Source organism: Streptomyces inhibens (genome assembly GCF_003389455.1).
Taxonomy (GTDB): Bacteria; Actinomycetota; Actinomycetes; order Streptomycetales; family Streptomycetaceae; genus Streptomyces; species Streptomyces inhibens.
Genome location: NZ_QUAC01000459.1, coordinates 1 through 18,426, shown reverse-complemented (window position 1 = coordinate 18,426; position 18,426 = coordinate 1). Strand labels below are relative to the sequence as shown.

At 72.4% G+C, this 18,426-nt stretch carries 13 protein-coding genes and 2 pseudogenes; 7 read left to right on the top strand and 8 right to left on the bottom strand.

The features are described from left to right. Nucleotides 1–50 precede the first annotated feature (50 nt). Nucleotides 51–941 carry an NAD(P)-dependent oxidoreductase gene (locus DY245_RS39680; RefSeq protein WP_128511961.1) on the bottom strand — a complete coding sequence of 297 codons (891 nt, stop codon included), beginning with the start codon at nucleotides 939–941 and terminating at the stop codon, nucleotides 51–53. An 83-nt stretch (nucleotides 942–1,024) separates the two neighbouring features. Continuing rightward, nucleotides 1,025–1,519, bottom strand: a complete 495-nt coding sequence (locus DY245_RS39675) for a DUF3145 domain-containing protein (protein ID WP_018088059.1) — start codon at nucleotides 1,517–1,519, stop codon at nucleotides 1,025–1,027. A 323-nt stretch (nucleotides 1,520–1,842) separates the two neighbouring features. Here DY245_RS39675 and DY245_RS39670 point away from each other — a divergent pair, with 323 nt between their 5' ends. The 3 genes from DY245_RS39670 (at nucleotide 1,843) to DY245_RS39660 (ending at nucleotide 4,719) form a co-directional block, all read left to right on the top strand. After that, entirely contained in the window at nucleotides 1,843–2,754 is a 912-nt protein-coding gene (locus DY245_RS39670) for an SGNH/GDSL hydrolase family protein (protein ID WP_128511960.1), read from the top strand. A 57-nt stretch (nucleotides 2,755–2,811) separates the two neighbouring features. Continuing rightward, a complete protein-coding gene (locus tag DY245_RS39665) occupies nucleotides 2,812–3,867 on the top strand; it encodes an aldose epimerase family protein (RefSeq protein ID WP_128511959.1) in 1,056 nt (351 codons plus the stop codon). Nucleotides 3,868–4,071: 204 nt separating this feature from the next. Further along, nucleotides 4,072–4,719, top strand: coding sequence for a DUF4097 family beta strand repeat-containing protein (locus DY245_RS39660; protein ID WP_244943547.1), 648 nt, complete (start codon nucleotides 4,072–4,074; stop codon nucleotides 4,717–4,719). 70 nt (nucleotides 4,720–4,789) lie between these two features. On the opposite strand, the pseudogene DY245_RS39655 reads toward DY245_RS39660, so the two are convergent. Continuing rightward, nucleotides 4,790–7,281, bottom strand: a pseudogene (locus tag DY245_RS39655) (beta-glucosidase family protein). A gap of 236 nt (nucleotides 7,282–7,517) precedes the next feature. On the opposite strand from DY245_RS39655, the gene DY245_RS39650 reads away from it, so the two are divergent. Further along, nucleotides 7,518–8,177 carry a TetR/AcrR family transcriptional regulator gene (locus DY245_RS39650; RefSeq protein ID WP_244943546.1) on the top strand — a complete coding sequence of 220 codons (660 nt, stop codon included), beginning with the start codon at nucleotides 7,518–7,520 and terminating at the stop codon, nucleotides 8,175–8,177. Between the two features lie 25 nt (nucleotides 8,178–8,202). On the opposite strand, the gene DY245_RS39645 is transcribed toward DY245_RS39650, so the two are convergent. Then, entirely contained in the window at nucleotides 8,203–8,991 is a 789-nt protein-coding gene (locus DY245_RS39645) for an LppU/SCO3897 family protein (RefSeq protein ID WP_128511956.1), read from the bottom strand. Nucleotides 8,992–9,123: 132 nt separating this feature from the next. On the opposite strand from DY245_RS39645, the gene DY245_RS39640 reads away from it, so the two are divergent. The 3 genes from DY245_RS39640 to DY245_RS39630 all read left to right on the top strand — a co-directional run bounded on the left by DY245_RS39640 (nucleotide 9,124) and on the right by DY245_RS39630 (nucleotide 12,288). Further along, on the top strand, nucleotides 9,124–10,413 hold the full coding sequence (locus DY245_RS39640; RefSeq protein ID WP_128511955.1) for a C15 family peptidase: 1,290 nt from the start codon (nucleotides 9,124–9,126) through the stop codon (nucleotides 10,411–10,413). Nucleotides 10,414–10,519: 106 nt separating this feature from the next. Next, nucleotides 10,520–11,914 carry a nitrilase-related carbon-nitrogen hydrolase gene (locus DY245_RS39635; RefSeq protein WP_128511954.1) on the top strand — a complete coding sequence of 465 codons (1,395 nt, stop codon included), beginning with the start codon at nucleotides 10,520–10,522 and terminating at the stop codon, nucleotides 11,912–11,914. Then, nucleotides 11,911–12,288 (top strand): hypothetical protein, encoded by a 378-nt coding sequence (locus tag DY245_RS39630; RefSeq protein ID WP_181924068.1) that lies wholly within the window; start codon nucleotides 11,911–11,913, stop codon nucleotides 12,286–12,288. The genes DY245_RS39635 and DY245_RS39630 overlap by 4 nt, the downstream gene beginning before the upstream one ends. Here DY245_RS39630 and DY245_RS39625 read toward each other — a convergent pair. The 4 genes and pseudogenes from DY245_RS39625 to DY245_RS39605 form a co-directional block, all read right to left on the bottom strand. Continuing rightward, on the bottom strand, nucleotides 12,215–13,132 hold the full coding sequence (locus tag DY245_RS39625; protein ID WP_128511952.1) for a ribokinase: 918 nt from the start codon (nucleotides 13,130–13,132) through the stop codon (nucleotides 12,215–12,217). The genes DY245_RS39630 and DY245_RS39625 overlap by 74 nt on opposite strands. 68 nt (nucleotides 13,133–13,200) lie before the next feature. Next, nucleotides 13,201–15,110: pseudogene (locus tag DY245_RS48560) on the bottom strand (ABC transporter permease/substrate-binding protein). Between the two features lie 127 nt (nucleotides 15,111–15,237). Further along, entirely contained in the window at nucleotides 15,238–16,860 is a 1,623-nt protein-coding gene (locus DY245_RS39610) for a sugar ABC transporter ATP-binding protein (RefSeq protein WP_128511950.1), read from the bottom strand. A gap of 274 nt (nucleotides 16,861–17,134) precedes the next feature. Further along, nucleotides 17,135–18,136 carry a LacI family DNA-binding transcriptional regulator gene (locus tag DY245_RS39605; protein WP_128511949.1) on the bottom strand — a complete coding sequence of 334 codons (1,002 nt, stop codon included), beginning with the start codon at nucleotides 18,134–18,136 and terminating at the stop codon, nucleotides 17,135–17,137. Nucleotides 18,137–18,426: the final 290 nt, after the last annotated feature.

Below are 18,426 nucleotides of genomic sequence, written 5' to 3'. Positions count from 1 at the left end.
CGCCCGGTGTACGCACCGGGCGGGCCCTCCTCGTGTGTCCGCCGCGCCGCTCAGCCCTCGAAGCTGGCGAAGTACGCCGCCGTGCCGTCCTCTTCGCCGTGGCCCTGCTCCTCGGCCCGGCGGAAGCGCTCCGCGGCCGCCGGCACCAGATCCAGCCGTACGCCGGCGCCGCGGGCGGCCTCGGTGATGAGCCGGGCGTCCTTGCGGGCCGCCGACACCGTGAAGCTCGCCGGGTAGTCCTCGGACAGGATCAGCTCGGACTTCATCCGCAGATACGGCATGTCGAGCGCCCCGCCGGCGATCGCGGCAAGGAAGTCGCGCGGGTCCACACCGAGCCCCTTGGCGAGCGCGAACGCCTCACCCGTACCGTTGATGAGGGTCAGCACCCAGCTGTTGACGACGAGCTTGAGACGGCTGGCGGCCCCGCTCGCACCGTCCTCGCCGACCCACCGGGTGATGCTCCCGACGATGTCGAAAACCTGCCCGGCGCGCTCCCGCACGTCCTCGGGGCCGGCCGCCAGAACCGTCAACTCACCCTTCTCGGCAGGCGCCTTGGTGCCCAGGACGGGGGCGTCCACGAAGCGCAGGGCGTGCTCGTCGGCGAACCGGGCGAGGGGGACGAGGCCTTCGGCCCCCACCGTGCTCATCTGGAGCCATACGGCACCGGTCGGCAGCGCCGGGGCGGCCTGCCGCAGCGCGTCGAGGACGGCGTCGCCGTCGAGCAGCATGGTGAGGACCACATCGGCGCCGTCCACCGCCTCGGCGGGGGTGTCGGTGACACGGGCCCCGTCGGCGGCCAGCGGCTCCGCTCTGGCGCGCGTACGGTTCCAGACGCGGACGTCCAGACCGGCCCTGGCGAGGTTGCGGGCCATCGCCGCGCCCATGATTCCGGTGCCCAGCACCGCTACTGAGAGGGTGTCGGAAGAGTTGTTGTCAGCCATGGGCGGCACGCTAGGCCGTGGAGTGGACTCCAAGGCAACAGCTGCCGCGTGTCGGGGACGGCGGGTGCCCCCTGGGGGCCTGCCTAGACGACCTGGTGGAGCCAGCGGACCGGGGCGCCCTCGCCCGCGTACCGGAACGGCTCCAGTTCGTCGTCCCAGGGCTTGCCGAGGAGCTTGGCGACCTCGGCGGCAAGCTCGGTCTCGCCGCGCGCCGAGCGGGCGACCGCGGCGCGCAGCCGGTCCTCGGGGATCAGGATGTCGCCGTGGATGCCGGTGACGGCGTGGAAGATGCCCAGGTCGGGGGTGGAGCTGTAGCGCTCGCCCTCGGCGGTGGAGCAGGGCTCCGCGGTCACCTCGAAGCGCAGCAGATGCCAGCCGCGCAGCGCGGAGGCCAGCTTGGAGGCCGTGCCGGCCTCGCCCTGCCAGGAGAACTCGGCTCTCCAGGTGCCCGGGGACGCCGGCTGGCGGATCCAGTCGAGATTGACGCGCACGCCGAGGACGCCCGCCACGGCCCATTCGACGTGCGGGCACAGCGCGCGCGGAGCGGAGTGGACGTACAGAACTCCACGTGTCGTCACCGGGACCTCCAGTGCGGTTCGAGGTTCGCCTTCCCCAGCGGCCTCGTGCCCGTTCCGGTTGCGGCCGGGACAGTTGCCATTCTGCCCCAGTGATCACTTCGGCACCAGCTTGCGAGGTGACCTACAGTAAACACCATTGGGCGGAATTTGCCGCAAATGGGACAGGAAATGACGTGATGTAATTTGTCTGTGCCGACTGCACTTGCCACTTTGGGTCACCGCCCGGCAGGCACGGGGCAAAGCTACCGCGCAGTGCCGGTCGAGGGGGTGACGTACCGTCGGTACCCGAAGAGATATCACTCGCACGCCGGAGGGGACAGGGGATGACGCGGATCGATCGGCCCTTTCGCCCCTGGCGCAGCCGTTTCGGGCTCCGTTCCGTACGCACCGTGGCGACCGCTTGCGCGCTGTTGACCGCCCTCACCGCCTGTAGTGCCGACGGTGGTTCAGCGTCACGGTCCGGCGCGTCGGCGAAGCGTCCGGCCAAACGGGCGCCCGTCTGGCGCACCGACCCCGGTTCGATCGCGGCGCTCGGCGACTCCATCACCGTCGGCTTCGACGCCTGTACGGTGCTCTCCGACTGCCCCGAGGTCTCCTGGGCCACCGGCACCGATCCCAAGGTGGACAGCCTCGCCCGACGGCTGGTCGCCCACCCCGCCACGCACAGCTGGAACTTCGCGAAGACCGGCGCGCTGATGAGCGATCTGCCGGATCAGATCGCGGCGGCCGCCGACCGGAAGCCCGAGCTGGTGACGATCCTGATCGGCGCCAACGACGCGTGCCGTCACGACGTGGGGACGATGACCCCCAAGGCCGCCTTCCGGACCGACTTCGCGCGGTCGATGACGTATCTGCGGCGCGCCCTGCCGCACACCCAGGTGTATGTCGCGGCGGTGCCGGATCTGCTGCGGCTGTGGTCCGAGGGGCGCAAGAACCCGCTCGGCAAGCAGGTGTGGAAGCTGGGGATCTGCGGGTCGATGCTGCGCGATCCGGACGATCTGACGAAGGCAGCGCAGGACCGGCGCGCGAAGGTACGGGACCGGGTGCAGGCGTACAACGCGGCGCTGGCGGAGGTGTGTGGCAAGGATCCGCTGTGCCGGTTCGACGGGTCGGTCTTCGACTACCGCTTCACCGGCCGGCAGTTGAGCACCTGGGACTGGTTCCACCCGGGCGCCGGTGGCCAGAAGGAGCTGGCGGAGCTGGCGTTCCGCGCGATCACCCGCCCGCAGCGATAGCACCGGGACGCGTTCCCCGGGCGGTGGCCGCCGGTTTGCGGGCATAGGCTCGCGCTCATGAACACGCAGGTCAGCAGGGAACCCTTCGGCACACTGGACGACGGCACCGGTGTCGACCGCTGGACCCTGGAGGCGGGCTCGGGCGGGCTGCGGGTCCGGGTCCTGACGTACGGCGGGATCGTCCAGAGCATCGAGGCCCCGGACCGGGACGGACAAAGGGGCCGGCTGGCGCTGGGCTTCGCCGACCTCGCGTCGTATGTCATGCACGGCGGGTCGCACTTCGGCGCGCTGGTCGGGCGCTACGCAAACCGGATCGCGGGGGCGTCGTTCACGCTCGACGGCCGTGCGTACCCGCTGACGCCGAACGACGGGCGCAACAGCCTGCACGGCGGGCCGCGGAACTTCTCCCGGGTGGTGTGGGAGGCCCGGCCGGTCGAGGGCGGGGTGCAGCTGCGCCGGGTCAGCCCGGATGGCGAGGAGGGGTTCCCCGGCGCCCTGGATGTGCGCGTGACGTACACCCTCTCCACGGGTCCCGACGGTGACGCGCTGTGTATCGCCTATCGCGCGCAAACCGACGCACCGACCGTCGTCAACCTCACCAACCACACGTATCTCAACTTGGGCGGTGACGGCAGCGGCAGCGCCATCGGGCATCAACTGCGGCTGGCGGCGTCCCGCTACACGCGCGTCGACGGCAGCGGCATCCCGGTGCCCGGCGCGCCCGCCGATGTCACCGGTACCCGCTTCGACTTCCGGGCGGCGCGCGCGGTGGCCGGCGCGTACGACCACAACTTCGTGCTCGACGGCGGTGTGACCGGGGCCCCGCGCACGGTCGCGGAGCTGTATGACCCGCGCTCGGGCCGCGCCCTGGAGCTGGCCACCACCGAACCCGGACTTCAGCTCTACACCGCAGACCACCTCGACGGATCCCTGACGGGGACCTCGGGCATCCCCTACGGACCGGCGGCCGGCCTCGCCCTGGAGACCCAGCACTTCCCGAACTCCCCCAACCGGCCGGACTTCCCCGGCACGGTCCTGCGGCCCGGCGAGATCCATCGCTCGGAGACCGTGTACGGGTTCTCGGCGCGGCCGCGGAGTGCGGGGAACCCCTAAGGGCGTGGGAGGGGGAGGTTCATACCGTGCGGTGACGCCGCGGGGAGGCGGAACAGGAACCATGAGTGGTGAGCGGTTCCACTGCGTTCCGTTCCGAGCTGTTCCGTTCTGATCCGTTCCGCTTCGTTGCCTGCTACGGGAGACCTCTTCACCATGGCCCGCCTTCGCGCTCCTCATCTCGTTCTGTCCTGTGCGGCGTTGACCGTGTTGGTGACCGGCTGCTCGCTGTCGGGTTTCGGCCCGACGAAGGAGGCGAAGCGCACGTACACGGTGCAGGGCAAGGTCACCACGCTGTCGGCGACGACACACGGCGGGGACATAGAGATCGTGCCGATCGACGCCGGCGGGTCGATCAAGGTGACGGAGAAGTACCGCTACAACGACCAGAAGCCGAAGTCCGAGCACGGGGTCAAGGACGGCCGGCTGACGCTGGAGGCCGAGGACTGCGGTATGGGGCGCCGGTGCGAGGTGGGGTACCGCGTGCTGCTGCCGCGTAACGCCTCGGTCGATCTGCACACCAGCGGCGGCGACATCACCGTCCGTGGCACCGCGGGCGCGATCACCGCGGAGACCAGCGGTGGCGACATCACCGTCGCGGACTCCACGGCCCGGAAGATGAAAGTGAGGACCAGCGGCGGGAATGTGGAGGCCACGCTGTCCTCCGCGCCCGACGACGTCTCGGCGCGGACCAGCGGAGGCGATGTCACCGTCCGTCTCCCGAAGGGCTCGTACGCGGTGGACGCCTCGACGAGCGGTGGCACCAGAAAGGTCTCCGTCCCGACGGACGAGAGCTCCGCGCACAAGGTGACGGCACGGACGAGCGGCGGTGATGTCTCGGTGGTGACCTCGTGATGCCGGCGGTGCTCTCATGAGGGGTGGCCGGGGGCGCCTCTGGGGAGGAGCGCCCCCGCCCCGGTCCGCCTCAGCCGACGGTGACCTCCGCCGTCAGCCGGCGGTCGTCGACACTGTGCGCCGCCTCGACGGTGTAGACGCCCTTGACCCGGCGCCAGCCGTCCTCCTGCCCGCTCCGCCTCCGCTCGCCGCCGAGCCTTCGAAAGCGGACCCCCAGACCGCGAAGGCGCGGTCCGGCAGCGGGATCTCGGCCTCGGCGCTCTCACCGGGGCCGGCCTCGACGACGGCGAATCCGGCCAGCCAGCGCCCCGGGCGCTCCGGTGCGTCCGGGGCGGCGTCCGAGGTCGGCGCCAGATAGATCTGGACGACCTCGCGGCCGGGACGGTCGCCCGCGTTGCGCACCCGCACCCGCACCGAGTCCGGGGTGGTGTCCAGCGACTCGTACTCCCAGTCGGTGTAGCCCAGACCGTGGCCGAAGGGGTACGCCGGGGCAGTGGCGGGGACGGGAGCGGACCGCTGCCAGGCCCGGTATCCGATGAACACGCCCTCCGAGTACGGGAGTTGGCCGTCCGTCGGGGTGACGGTGGTGACCGGGGCGTCGTCGAGGCGGGCCGGCCAAGTGGTGGGGAGCCGGCCGCCCGGTTCGTCCGCGCCGAGCAGGACATCGGCCAGCGCCGCACCGGCCTCCTGGCCGGGGAACCAGCTCAGCAGCACGGCGGGCACCTGCTCGCGCCACGGCAGCTCCACCGGCGAACCGGAGTTGACGACCACGACGGTGTACGGATTGGCGGCGGCGACCCGGGTGACCAGCTCGTCCTGGCGGCCGGGCAGCCGCAGATCGCGGCGGTCGAAGCCCTCGGACTCGACCTCCTCGGTGGTGGCGACGACGACGATCGCGACATCGGCGGCGGTCGCGGCGCGGACCGCCTCCTGGATCTCGGCGTCGGCGTCGAGCTGCGGTTCGCTGTGGCCGAGGGTGAAGTTCAGCCCGCCCAGGCCCTCGCCCGGGCCCAGGCCGAGCGGGACGAACCGCAGCGTGACATCGACGCTCTCACCAGCTGTCAGCTCCGCCGTCACCCGCCGCTCGACGGGGTTCATGAACGCCTCGAAGGGGTCGTTGCCCTCCGGTGCGCAGCGGCCGTCGAAGAGGACCGAGCCGCCGACGGTCAGCCGCAGCTCACCGGTGCCGGCCACGGCGAGGGTGTGGCCGCCGCTGGTCTGCGGGGTGTAGCTGCCGGTCAGCTCGACGGCGCTCAGGTTCTGCCGGGTCACGCCCTCGGGAAAGCGGCCCATCACCTGCACCTTGCCGTCGAACTGCGGTGTCTCGGCGAGCAGTCGGCCGTCCGCTGCGAGGTAGCGGGCGCGCAGGGTGAAGCCCTCCCGGGCGTGCGGGACGCGGGTGCGCGGGTCGGCGCCGACCGCGAAGCCGACCTCGACCTCGTCGGGCAGCGCGGCGCGCAGCCCCTCCAGCGGAGAGACGATCGCCTCGGGGAAGACGGTCGCGGACCCGCCGCCGAGCACCCGGGCGTCGCGCGCGGCCGCCCCGATGACGGCGATCTTGCGGACCGCGGCGGCGTCCACCGGCAGCGCCCGCCGCGCGCCGCCCACCGGCTCGTTCCGCAGCAGGACGAACGCCCGCCGGGCGACCTCACGGGCCACCGCCCGGCCGTCGATCCCCCGGGGGACATCGGCCGGGGAGACCGCCGCCGGCACGCCCGCGAGGCATCCCGTACGGGCCGCGAGCAGCAGCACCCGGCGCACCGCGTCGTCCACCTGTGCCTCGGCGACCGCACCGGCGCGGACGGCCTCGGCGAGCGACGCGCCGTAGACCGTACGGGGCCCCGGCATCGCCACGTCCAGGCCGCCGCGCAGCGCGCGTACGGTGTCGCGGGCCGCCGTCCAGTCGGAGACATTGCAGCCGTCGAAGCCCCATTCGCCGCGCAGGACCTCGTTGACGAGAGGGTGGTGCTCGGTCATCGTCGAGCCGTTGACCTGGTTGTAGGCGGTCATGATGCCCCAGGGGCGGGCGTTTTTGACGATGTGCTCGAAGGGAGCGAGATAGAGCTCGCGCAGCGGGCGCGGGGCGATGCGGTTGTCGACGGTGAGCCGGTCGGTCTCGGCGTCATTGCCGACGAAGTGCTTGACCGTCGTCCCGACACCGCCCTCCTGGACGCCGCGCACATAACCGGCACCGATCGCGCCGGTGAGCAGCGGATCTTCCGAATAGCACTCGAAGTGGCGGCCGCCCAGCGGTGAGCGGTGCAGATTGACGGTGGGCGCCAGGAGGACATGCACGCCCTTGCGGCGGGCTTCCTGGGCGAGCAGATGGCCGACCCGGCGGGCCAGGCCGGGGTCCCAGGTGGCGGCCAGCGCGGTGGGACCGGGCAGTGCGACCGAGGGGTCCTCGGCGCTCCACTCCTGGCCCCGTACACCGATCGGGCCGTCCGACATCACCAGTGAACGCAGCCCGATCGCGGGGACGGCCGGCAGCGTCCACATGTCCTGGCCGGACAGTAGCCGGACCTTGGTGTCAAGGTCGAGTGCGGCGAGCGCCCGCTCCACGGCCGCGGTGCAGTCGTACGCAAGGCCGCGATCAGGGTGCCGGGCGTCGTCGTGGGCGGGGTCGTGGGCGGGGTCGTGGGGCTGGTCGTCGGTCATGCGGCTCTCCGGTGCTCCCTCGGCGGATGTGCGGGCCCGCTGTCCGGATTCTTACCCTCACGCCTTCTGGTCGGTAAGTGTCGTCACCCTTCCGTTACCCCAGTCGTACGGGATCTCCACGCGGGAGTTACTCTCGGCCGGTGACTGCACGAGACCAGGACGCACCCCGCGGCGGCCGGCCCGGACCGCGGCGGCGCGGCGGCGGGCGGGAGACCCTGCGCGCGGAGCGGCGCGAGGCCATCCTGCAGGCCGCCATGGAGCTGATCTCCGAGCGCGGCTACCGCCGCACCTCGCTCGCCGCCGTCGCCGAGCGCGCCGGGCTCACCCAGCCGGGGCTGCTGCACCACTTCCCCACCAAGGAGCTGCTGCTGGTCGGCGTCCTGGAGGCGCGCGACCGCTGGGATCTGGCCTCGGCGGCCGCGGCGTCCGACAGCTGGCGCACCGACACCCTCGCCCAGCTCGTCGACTACAACGCCACCCGCCCCGGTATCGTGCAGACCTACACCGTGCTGTCGGCGGACAGCGTCACCGAGGACCACCCCGCCCGCGCCTTCTTCGAGACCCGCTTCCGCACCGTACGCGCCTCCATGGCCAACGTGCTGCGGGCCGAATTCGGCGACACCCTGCCCGGTGGCCTGACCCCGGAGCAGGCGGCGCCGCTGCTGGTCGCCGTGATGGACGGCCTGCAGCTGCAGTGGCTGCTGGACCCGGAGGAGGTGGACATGCCGGCGGCGTTCCGGGACTTCGTGGCGTTGCTGGGAGGCGGGAGCGGGCGGGCCGAGGAGCCCGGCGAGGGCTGATCCGGGCGGTACCGAAGGACACGCCCTAACGGGCAGGCGCGAGGCAGGAAATCGTCATCTTGTCCGGGCTGTACTTGGGGTCGGCGAGCAGTTCACCGCCCGCGCAGGTGTCCTTCGAGGTGTCGAGCCTGCGGGTCACCAGGTACTCCGCCTCGGCCGACCCGCATTCCACGACTTCCAGGTCCTGGTCGTGCCAGTCGCCGTCGTTGCGGACGCAGTTACCGACCGCGAGGGTCGGCGCCTTCCCGATGCCCGCTCCCTCGACGAACGCGCCGAGTACGAACAGGGTGGGTATCGCCAGGACCACGAGCGCCATCGGCACCAGGAACAGCAGCGCCTCGGGCCGGCGCAGCAGCGACTTGCCCGGATCGAGCGAGGGCCGGAAGCCGCCCACGGGGGCGGCCAGTTTGCGGAAGCGGGCCCGCGGACCGAGATTCACCAGCAGGGTGATCGGCGTGATGGCCACGGACAGCGGGCTCCACCAGCCCTGCCACAGGGTCTTCGCGGACATCTCGCGGTAGGTGGCCAGCCCGCAGGAGCGGCAGAACACCGCGCTCCGGCTGAGGAACCGCATCAGGAAGAGGATGCCCTGATGCCCGCGCACGGTGGCCTGTACGGCGGGCTGGGCACCGCAGAGCTCGCAGCCGGGGGCGGTGGCGTAGGGCGCAGGGTGCGGCTGCTGGGCGTAGGGGTACGGGCCTGGGGCCCGGTGCCCCTGTGGTGGGGCGTACGGGCCCGTGGGCTGCGGCGGGTAGGGGCCCGCGGGCTGTTGCGCGTACGGGTAAGGGCCTTGCGGTGGTGGCGGTGTGGCCACGAAGATTCCCCCTGGGTTTCGCGGTATGTGCCGGGCGCGTGGGCGGACCGGACCAGAAACCCTAGCCGCGGGCCGATTCAAGCCACCCCGCGCCCTCTACCGCCGCACCGCGCACCCCGTTTTACTCGCCCCATGAGACGCATACGCACCAAGCCGGTCGCACTCGGTATCGCACTGCTCGCCGCCCTCCCGCTGTCCCTGACGGCTCCGGCCACCGCGGCCACCAGGGCGCACGCAACAGCGGATGCCACGGTGGAGGAGGGCCGGCTGACACAGACCGCGCCGCAGGAGATCCTGCGGCGCAGCGGATTCGAGGCCTGGGAGCGGGAGTTCGGGCGCGGGCTGGCACGGGTGACGACGTATCCGGAAGCCGGACGGTATGTCAGGGGCGAGGGGCGTGCGCTGTGGCGGCGGGCGGTGGACCGGGCCCAGGGGCGCGGGCCCGCGGGCGGCGATCTGAGCCGGGACGACGACCGGCCGCTGTACTGGGCGCGGCTGGGGATGACCAAGGAGCTGCGTCAGTGGCAGCCGGACTTCGGGCTGACCGCCTCCCAACGCGACGCCCTGCTCGGGTCGTTGGAGCGCAGCTCACGCGGCCAGGACTCGATCGAGCTGCCCGCCGGGAAGCATGTCCTGCACATCGTCGTGACCGGGTTCGACCCGTTCCAGCTGGACGCCGATGCGCGGCGGAGCAATCCGTCGGGGGCGGCGGCGCTCGCGCTGGACGGGACGACGGTGCGTACCGCCTCGGGGCGGCCGGCCCGGATCGAGACCGCGGTCTTCCCCGTGCGCTGGGCCGACTTCGCCGAGGGGACGGTGGAACGCACGCTGCTGCCGCACTTCCGGGGCGGGGCGCGGCAGGCGGATCTGTTCACGACGATCAGCCAGGGGCGGCCGGGGCGCTTCGATGTCGAGCGGACCAACGGGGCCTGGCGGGGCGGCTATCCGGACAACGCACGGGAGTCCCGCACCGAGACCGTGCCGATTCCGGCGGGGGTGCCGACCGTGCGGCCGCAGCCGCAATGGACGGCCACCAGCCTGCCGTACGCGCAGATCGTGGCGGCCGGCACCGGGCCGTACCCGGTGGTCGACCACACCGCCGTCACGGAGATCCCGGCGGGCGGCACCGAGCCGGTGGAGCGGCCGGACGGCCCGACTCCGGGGTCCACGGCCCGTGCCGGGGGCGGCGGGGACTATCTGTCCAATGAGATCGCCTACCGGGCGACGCTGCTGCGGGACGCGGTGCGGCCGGCTCTCCCGGGCGGGCATCTGCACACGCCGGTCCTGGAGTTCGGCGCCGGCAACACGGACCCGTCGAGCGGCCGGGTCACCGACCCGGACTTCGTACGCAACCGGGTCGCGATCACCGATCAGGTGCGGGCGATCGTCACGGTGGCGGCGTCCGAGGTCGCGCGGGATTAGCGGGGTCGCCCTAGGTCAGGGGCCGGTCCGCTACTGCGGTGTCGCGCGGCAGGGCGGTTATCCACAGGGCCGTCCGCGTCGGGTGTGCGCCAGGCATCATGGGCGAATGCTCATTGCTGCCGCACAGTTCACGTCCGTACCGGGCGATATCGAAGCCAACGCCGCGCGGATGGCCGCACTCCTCACCGAGGCCGCCGGGCATGGCGCCGGTCTGGTGGTGTTCTCCGAACTCGCCCTGACGCAATACGACCTGCGTCTGATAACCGCCGATCCGGCGGGGCTGCTGGTCCTGCCCGACGATGCCCGGCTGGCCCCCGTACGGGAGGCGTGCCGGGCGAGTGGGGTCGCGGCGGTCGTGAACGCCGCGGGCCGGGCCCCCGAGGCCGGGGCCCGGCCGACCATCGCCTCGTTCGTCTACGGGCCGGACGGCGCGCTGCTCACCCGCTACGACAAGATGCACCTGACCGATCAGGAGAGCGAAATCTTCGCGCCGGGCGCCACCGACGGCCGCTTCACCCTGGGCGGCATCCGGTTCGCGCTCGCCACCTGCTACGACAACAGCTTCCCCGACGTGCCGGCGCGGGCCGCGGCGGACGGCTGCCGGGTGTATCTCGCCAGCTCCTTCCATGACTCGGCCAAGGGCGTGGCGCGATATGCCGGGCTGGCGCGGGACAACGGACTGCAGGTGCTGCTCGCCAATGGCACGGAGGTCGGCAGCCCCGGCCCGGCCTGCGGCCTCAGCGGCGTCTGGCTGCCGTCCGGCGAGCGGGTGGCGTCGGCCGCCGAGTGGACGGAGCCGGTGCCGGGCGACGGGGCGGAGCTGGTGCTGAGCGATGCCCGGGACCGGATCACGCTGATGTCGGATCCGGCGGTGGCGGCGATCCCCGTCAAGGAGTGTGGTGAGCCGCTGGTGGACGTACGGACCGCGGCGCCCGCGCTCCTGGTGGCCGCGGACCGGCACGACGAGCAGGGCGCGTTCGCGTATCTGCGCGAGGGGGTGCTGCGGCGGCTGCTGGCGGCTCAGGAGGCACTGCCGGACGGACTGCGGCTGCAGTTCGTCGAGGGCTACCGCCCGCCGGGGCTGCAGCGCCGCTACTTCGAGGAGTATGCGGACGAGCTGCGCGCCGGGTTCCCCGAGTGGGACGGGGCGCGTATCCATCAGGCCGCCAGCCGTTATGTCTCGCCGCCGGAGATCGCACCGCACAGTGCGGGTGGCGCGGTGGATCTCACGCTCGTCACCGCGGACGGCGCAGATGTCGACATGGGGACACCGATCAATGCCTCTCCGGAGGAAAGTGACGGCGCCTGCTATACGAGCGCCCCGGGGCTGACGCCCGCCGCCCGCGCCAACCGGCGGGTGCTGGCCGCCGCACTGACCGCGGCCGGCCTGGTCAACTACCCGACGGAGTGGTGGCACTGGTCCTACGGCGACCGCTACTGGGCGCTGGCGACCGGCGCGGACCATGCGCTGTACGCCCCGAAGGAGCTGGCCGAGCAGTGACGACCCGCGTGCCGCCGCACACCCCGTCCCCGTCTCCCGTACTGCTCGGCGATGCCGAGGTCGGCGAGCGGCTCGATCCGGCGACGGCGGTGGCGGCGGTGGCGGACCGGGATGTGGTGATCGTCGCGACCAACAGCCCAACGCCCGTAGTGGAGGCGAACTGGATCGCCCCGAGCACCCAGCTGAGCACCCTGGGCCCCAAGTCCACCACCCATTACGAGATACCGCCCGAGCCGGCCGCGCGGGCGGCCGTCCTCGTCACCGGCTCCCCCGCCCGGGCGGGCAGTTGGATCTCAGCCCTCAGCCCTGCTCGGGCGCCAGCGCCTCCAGTTCGGCCCGGGTCGGGTAGGACGGCTGGGCGCCCGGCTTGGTGACGGCCGCCGCGCCGACCCGTACGGCGAAGCGCGCCGCCTCGGGGAGCGCATCGCCGCGGGCCAGGCGGGTGGCGAGGGCTCCGGTGAAGGCATCGCCGGCGCCGGTGGTGTCCACGGCCTTGACGCGTACGCCGGGGACCTCGCTCACCCCGGAGGCGTCCAGGACCAGCGCGCCGTCCCCGCCGAGGGTGACCACGACCGAGCGGGCACCCTGGTCACGCAGGGCCTGCGCCCACTCGGCGGGGGTGCCGTCGGCGCGGCCGGAGAGCTCCCGGGCCTCGTGCTCGTTGACCACCAACGGGTCGGCCACGGCGAGGAGTTCGGGCGCCAGGGCCGCCTCGGGGGCCGGCGAGGGGTTGAGCACGACGCGGGTCCCGGCCTGCTCGGCGGCCGCGGCGGCGGCCCGTACGGACTCCATGGGGATCTCCAGCTGGAGGGAGACCACCGAGGAGGCGGCGATGACGTCCTTCGCCGCGGCCACATCCTGCGGGGTAAGGGCGGCATTGGCACCGGGCGAGACCACGATGCTGTTGTCGCCGTCCGGGTCGACGATGATCATCGCGGTGCCGGTGCGGGCCGCCCCGTCCACGATGACGGGTGTGACATCGGTGCCCGCCTCGCGCTGGGCGCCCAGCAGCAGTTCGCCGTACGCATCGCCGCCGACCCGTGCCAGCAGCGCGGTGCGCCCGCCGATCCGGGCCGCGGCGGCCGCCTGGTTGGCGCCCTTACCACCGGCCGATTCGACCAGGTCCGTGCCGCGCACGGTCTCGCCCGCGCCGGGCCGCCGTTCGACCCGTACCGTCAGATCCGCGTTGGCCGAGCCGACCACCAGGACGTCATACATGCACCGCTCTCCCACTTCTTCTCATCTGTCATTGCCCCGCGGCCCGGCTCCAGGGCCGGGCCGCGCGCTCAGTCGTCGAACTTCGCGGCGTTCTCCGCCGTCACCAGCACCACCGGCACCTTGACCGACTGCGGAAGCTTCTCACCGCGAGCGGCCTTCAGCGCCCAGTCCACGGCCTGCTTGCCGAGGAGTTTCGGCTGCTGGGCGACGGTGGCGGTGAGGGTTTTGTTGCGGACCGCCTTGACGCCGTCCGGTGTGCCGTCGAACCCCACCACCTTGACGTCCTTGCCGGAGCGGGCGCCCAGCGCCTTGGACGCGCCGAGCGCCATCTCGTCGTTGGCGGCGAACACCCCGGCGATATCGCGGTGCGCCTGCAGCATGTTGGACATCACATCCATGCCCTTGGTGCGGTCGAAGTCCGCGGGCTGGCGGGCGACGACCTGGATACCGGGGTACTTCTTGATGCCCTCTTCGAAACCCTTGCCGCGTTCACGGGCGGCGGAGGTGCCGGGCTGGCCCTCCAGGAAGGCCACCTTGCCCTTGCCGCCGAGCGATTCGGCCAGCGTCTTGGCGGCGAGCCGGCCGCCGGCGACATTGTCGGAGGCGATGGTCGAGCCGACCTTCCCGCCGTTGACGCCGCGGTCGATGGAGATGACCGGCACCTTCGCCCGGTTGGCGACACCGACGGCCGGGACGGCGGCGTCGGAGTCGACCGGGTTGATGATGGCCGCCTTGACGTTCTGGCTGGTGAACGTCTCCATCTGGTTGATCTGCTGGGTGGGGTCGTTCTGCGCGTCGGTGATGTTGATGTGCAGACCGCGGGCGTCCGCCTCGGCCTGGGCGCCTTCCTTGATGCCGACGAAGAACGGATTGTTCATCGTGGACAGCGCGAGCCCCAGGTCGGTGTTGCCGCCGCGGTCGCAGCCGGCCAGACCGAGGGCGACGGTCGCGGCCAGCCCGGCCACCAGCGACACCTTGATCCGGGCGGTCCTCCGGGCGCTCCTCAAGACGTTCCCCCGCGCATTCCTCCGAGCGTTGCCCCAGACCTTCCCCCGCGCACTCCTCCAGGCATTCCCCCGGACGTTCCCCCGGACGTTCCCCCGGGCCTTCATCGCGCGCTCCGGCGGCGCAGCGTGTCCAGGAGCACCGCCAGCGCGATGACCAGTCCGGTGGCCACCTGCTGCCAGAACGCCGAGACGCTCAGCAGGTTCAGGCCGTTGCGCAGTACGGCGAGGATCAGCGCGCCGATGAGGGTGCCGGACGCCTTGCCGGAGCCGCCGGAGAGGCTGGCCCCGCCGATGACGACGGCGGCGATGGCGTCCAGCTCGTAGCCACTGGCGGCCTGCGGCTGGGCGGAGGTGAGCCGGGCCGCGAGGACGATACCGGCGACCGCGGCGAACAGACCGGACAGCGCGTAGATGACCAGCTTGCGGCGCCGCACGTTGATGCCGGAGAGCCGGGCCGCCTCCTCGTTGCCGCCGATCGCGAACATCGCGCGTCCGGCATACGTACGGGCCAGGATCAGCGCGGCGATCAGCCCCATCGCGATCATGACGAGGACGGGCACCGGCAGCCAGCCGCCGAGGGTGTCACCGAGACTGCTGACCGAGCCCGGGAAGGCGATCGGCGAGCCGCCGGAGATGACCAGGGCCAGGCCGCGGCCTATCGACAGCATCGCCAACGTGGCAATGAAGGCGGGCAGTCTGCCGTAGGCGACCAGGGCGCCTGAGACCAGTCCGGCCGCCACACCGACCGCGAGGCCGAGCAGCACCGCGATCCAGACGGGCAGGCCCTCGGCGGTGGCCGCCCAGGCGACGACGGTGGCGGAGAGCGCGGCGACCGAGCCGACCGACAGATCGATACCGGCCGAGACGATCACGAAGGTGACGCCGAAGGCGAGGATCGCGGTGACCGACGCCTGGACGCCGACATTGAGAAGGTTCTGGCCGTTGAGGAAGTCCTTGGAGAGCACCGCCATCACCACGACCAGGGCGATCAGGCCGCCCAGCGGGCCGTTCTTGAGGACCGCCCGGGAGAACCACGGCCCGAGGCCGTCCCGGTCCGGGGCCTGTCCCACCGCCTCGGCGGCGGCTCCCGTCTTCACCTCAGTGGACATCGGAGCCCTCCATCGCGCTCTCGTTCTTGTTCTTCGGGCCCTCGGCGGCGCCGTTCGGGGACTGGAGCGCGAGCTCCATCACGGCGTCCTGGGTGGCCTCTTCGGCCGACAGCTCACCGGCCAGCCGGCCCTGCGACATCACCAGCACCCGGTCGCTCATACCGAGCACCTCGGGCAGATCGCTGGAGATCATCAGGACCGCCCGGCCCGACGCCGTCAGTTCGTTGATCAGCTGGTAGATCTCGACCTTCGCGCCGACGTCGATTCCGCGCGTCGGCTCGTCGAGGATCAGCAGCTTGGTGTCCGCCAGCAGCCACTTGCCGATGACGATCTTCTGCTGATTGCCGCCGGAGAGCGTACGGGCGGGCTGCGCAAGGCCGCTCATCCGCACCTTCAACTGCCCGGCGACGGCGGCCGCTTCGCGCCGCTGGGCGCCCCGGTCCACCAGCCCGCCCCGGGTGTCGCGGTCGAGACGGGCGAGGGTGAGGTTGTCCTGGAGGGACGCGTCCAGGACCAGGCCCTGGCCCTTGCGGTCCTCCGGTACGAGGCCCAGCCCGGCCCGCATGGCGGCGCGGACATCGCCGCGCGCCAGCCGGGTGCCGTCGATCTCGACCGTGCCGGCGTCATAGCGGTCCACGCCGAAGATGGCCCGGACGACCTCGGTACGGCCCGCGCCGACCAGTCCGGCCAGGCCCACGACCTCACCGGCCCGCACCTCGAAGTCGATGCCCTCGAAGACCGGCCCGGCCTTCGTACCGTTGCGGGTCAGACCGCGGACGCGCAGCAGGGGCGCGCCCGGCTCGTCGGGGCGCTGCCGCGGGTACTGCTCGGCGATGTCCCGGCCCACCATGAGGCGGATCAGCTCGTCCTCGTCCGTCGAGGCCGGCACCTCCTGGACGGAGCGGCCGTCGCGCAGCACGGTGACCCGGTCGCCGAGCGCGCCGATCTCGTCCAGGTGGTGGGTGATGAAGATGATGCCGACGCCGGTGTCGCGCAGCTCGCGGACGATCCCGAAGAGGGTCTCGACCTCCTCGGAGGTGAGGACCGCGGTCGGCTCGTCCATGATCAGGACGCGCGCACCCAGGCTGAGCGCCTTGGCGATCTCGACCATCTGGAGGCGGGCGATGCCCAGTTCGGCAACCGGGGTGTTCGGGGACACGTCCAGGCGTACGCGCCGGAGCAGTTCGGCGGCCCGGGCCCGCATCGCCTTCTTGTCGATCAGGCCGAGTGCGGTGCGCGGCTGCCGGCCGAGGAAGATGTTCTCGGCCACGGTGAGCCCGGGGACGAGGTTGAACTCCTGGTAGATGGTGGCGATGCCGAGCCGCTCGGCGTCCTGCGCCGAGCGGATGTGCACCTCGCGCGGGCCGTCGTGCGCGCCGTCCGGTCCGCCGGCGACGAGGATGCGGCCGTCGTCGGGGCGGTGGGCGCCGGAGAGCATCTTGATGAGGGTGCTCTTGCCCGCGCCGTTCTCGCCGAGCAGGACGTGCACCTCGCCGGTGCGCAGGGTCAGGTCCACGCCGTCCAGGGCTCGGACGCCCGGGAACGACTTTGTCACCCCCTCCACGCGCAGCAGTTCGCGGCCGCCCGGTACGTCGTCGTTGACGCCGGTCATGCGCTGCCCCTCTCTTCGTCGGGTGACTTCCTGTGGTGGCTGTCTTGGGGTGGCTGGTTGGTGGCTGTCTTGGGTGAGGGTCGTGGGGTGCTGTCTTGGGGTGACGGCCTTGGGGTGACGGCCTTGGGGTGACGGCCTGGGTCGCTGTCGTGGGTCGCTGTCGTGGGTGAAGGTCTTCAGTGACGGTCGCCGCCGGTGGCCTGATCCGATGGCTTGCCCGGGTGGTGGCCCGGCCGGGACTGCCGGGCCGGGCCGGGCCGCCGGGACGGCTCGTTCAGCCGATGGGCGGTTCGCCGCAGGAGCGGCGGGTGACGAGCCGGGCCGGCAGCAGCACCGGGTCGGCGGGCCGGCCCTCGATCCGTGCCAGCAGGGTGTGTACGGCGGCCCGGCCCAGTTCGCGGGTGGGCTGGGCGATGGCGGTCAGCGGTGGATCGGTGTGCGTGAACCACGGCACGTCGTCGTAGACCACCAGCGCCATGTCGTCGGGGACCCGCAGCCCGCGCGCACGGAGTTCGTCCATCGCGCCCAGCGCCATCAGGTTGTCGGTGGCCAGCACTGCGTCCGGCGGCTCGGCGAGGTCGAGGAAGTCGCTCATCACCCGTCGGCCGCCGGTGTGCTGGAGGTCGGGGGTGGCGCCGACCCGCTCGTCGGGCAGCGCGATGCCGTGTGCGGCCAGCGCCGTACGGAAGAGGTCGAGGCGCTCGTCGCCGGTGGGGGTGCCGGCCGGGGCGACGATGATCGCGGGCCGGCGGCGGCCGAGGGCGGCGAGATGGGCGGCGAGCTCGGTGAGCGCGGCGCGGCCGTCGGCGCGTACGCAGGGAGCGTCGACGCCGGGCACGGTGCGGTCCAGCAGGACCAGCGGGGTGCCGGAGGCGACGACCTCGCTGAGCATCGCCGAGCCGGTGCCGGCCGAGCTGACCAGTAGGCCGTCGATCCGGCGGTCGAGCAGGGTGCGGATGTAGTCGTCCTGCTGCGCGGGGCGCTCGCCGGCGTTGCCGATGACCAGGCTGTAGCCGAGGCTGCGGGCCTCGTCCTCGACGGCGTCGGCCAGTTCGGTGAAGAAGGGGTTGGTGAGATCGCTGATGATCAGGCCGAGCGCACCGGTCCGTGCGGTGCGCAGCGCGCGGGCGACGTTGTTGGGGCGGTAGCCCAGCTCCCGTACGGCGGCGAGCACCCGGTCGCGGGTCTCGGCGACCGGGCTGTGGCCGTTGAGGACCCGGGAGACCGTGGCGACGGACACCCCTGCCCGCTCTGCCACATCCTTGATGTTCGCCATGGCGCCGTTGCCGTCCTGTCCGTGCGATGCGATCGCTCACCGTGCCTGGGACCGGCTTCGCATGATCGACGTGTAATCGATTTCGTGGGGAATTCGTGGGGGCTACGAAATCGATTACACGGGTGGTGCGTCAAGGTGCCGTGAATGTTGCCTGTGTCACACCGGGCCGGTTCGGCTCCGCTGGCCGGCCCTCCGGTGGCCATCCGGCACACAACGGCCGAGGGCCGCACCCCGGTGGGGTGCGGCCCTCGGCTTGGGCTGTGCGGTCGGCCGCGCGTCTCAGGCGACGT

Excerpts from the sequence above, each read along its gene's own strand:
- DY245_RS39670 (WP_128511960.1), top strand. The coding sequence starts at position 1,843 with ATGACGCGGATCGATCGGCCCTTTCGCCCCTGGCGCAGCCGTTTCGGG.
- DY245_RS39605 (WP_128511949.1), bottom strand. The coding sequence starts at position 18,136 with ATGGCGAACATCAAGGATGTGGCAGAGCGGGCAGGGGTGTCCGTCGCC.
- DY245_RS39610 (WP_128511950.1), bottom strand. The coding sequence starts at position 16,860 with ATGACCGGCGTCAACGACGACGTACCGGGCGGCCGCGAACTGCTGCGC.
- DY245_RS39665 (WP_128511959.1), top strand. The coding sequence starts at position 2,812 with ATGAACACGCAGGTCAGCAGGGAACCCTTCGGCACACTGGACGACGGC.
- DY245_RS39625 (WP_128511952.1), bottom strand. The coding sequence starts at position 13,132 with ATGTATGACGTCCTGGTGGTCGGCTCGGCCAACGCGGATCTGACGGTA.
- DY245_RS39640 (WP_128511955.1), top strand. The coding sequence starts at position 9,124 with ATGAGACGCATACGCACCAAGCCGGTCGCACTCGGTATCGCACTGCTC.
- DY245_RS39680 (WP_128511961.1), bottom strand. The coding sequence starts at position 941 with ATGGCTGACAACAACTCTTCCGACACCCTCTCAGTAGCGGTGCTGGGC.
- DY245_RS39635 (WP_128511954.1), top strand. The coding sequence starts at position 10,520 with ATGCTCATTGCTGCCGCACAGTTCACGTCCGTACCGGGCGATATCGAA.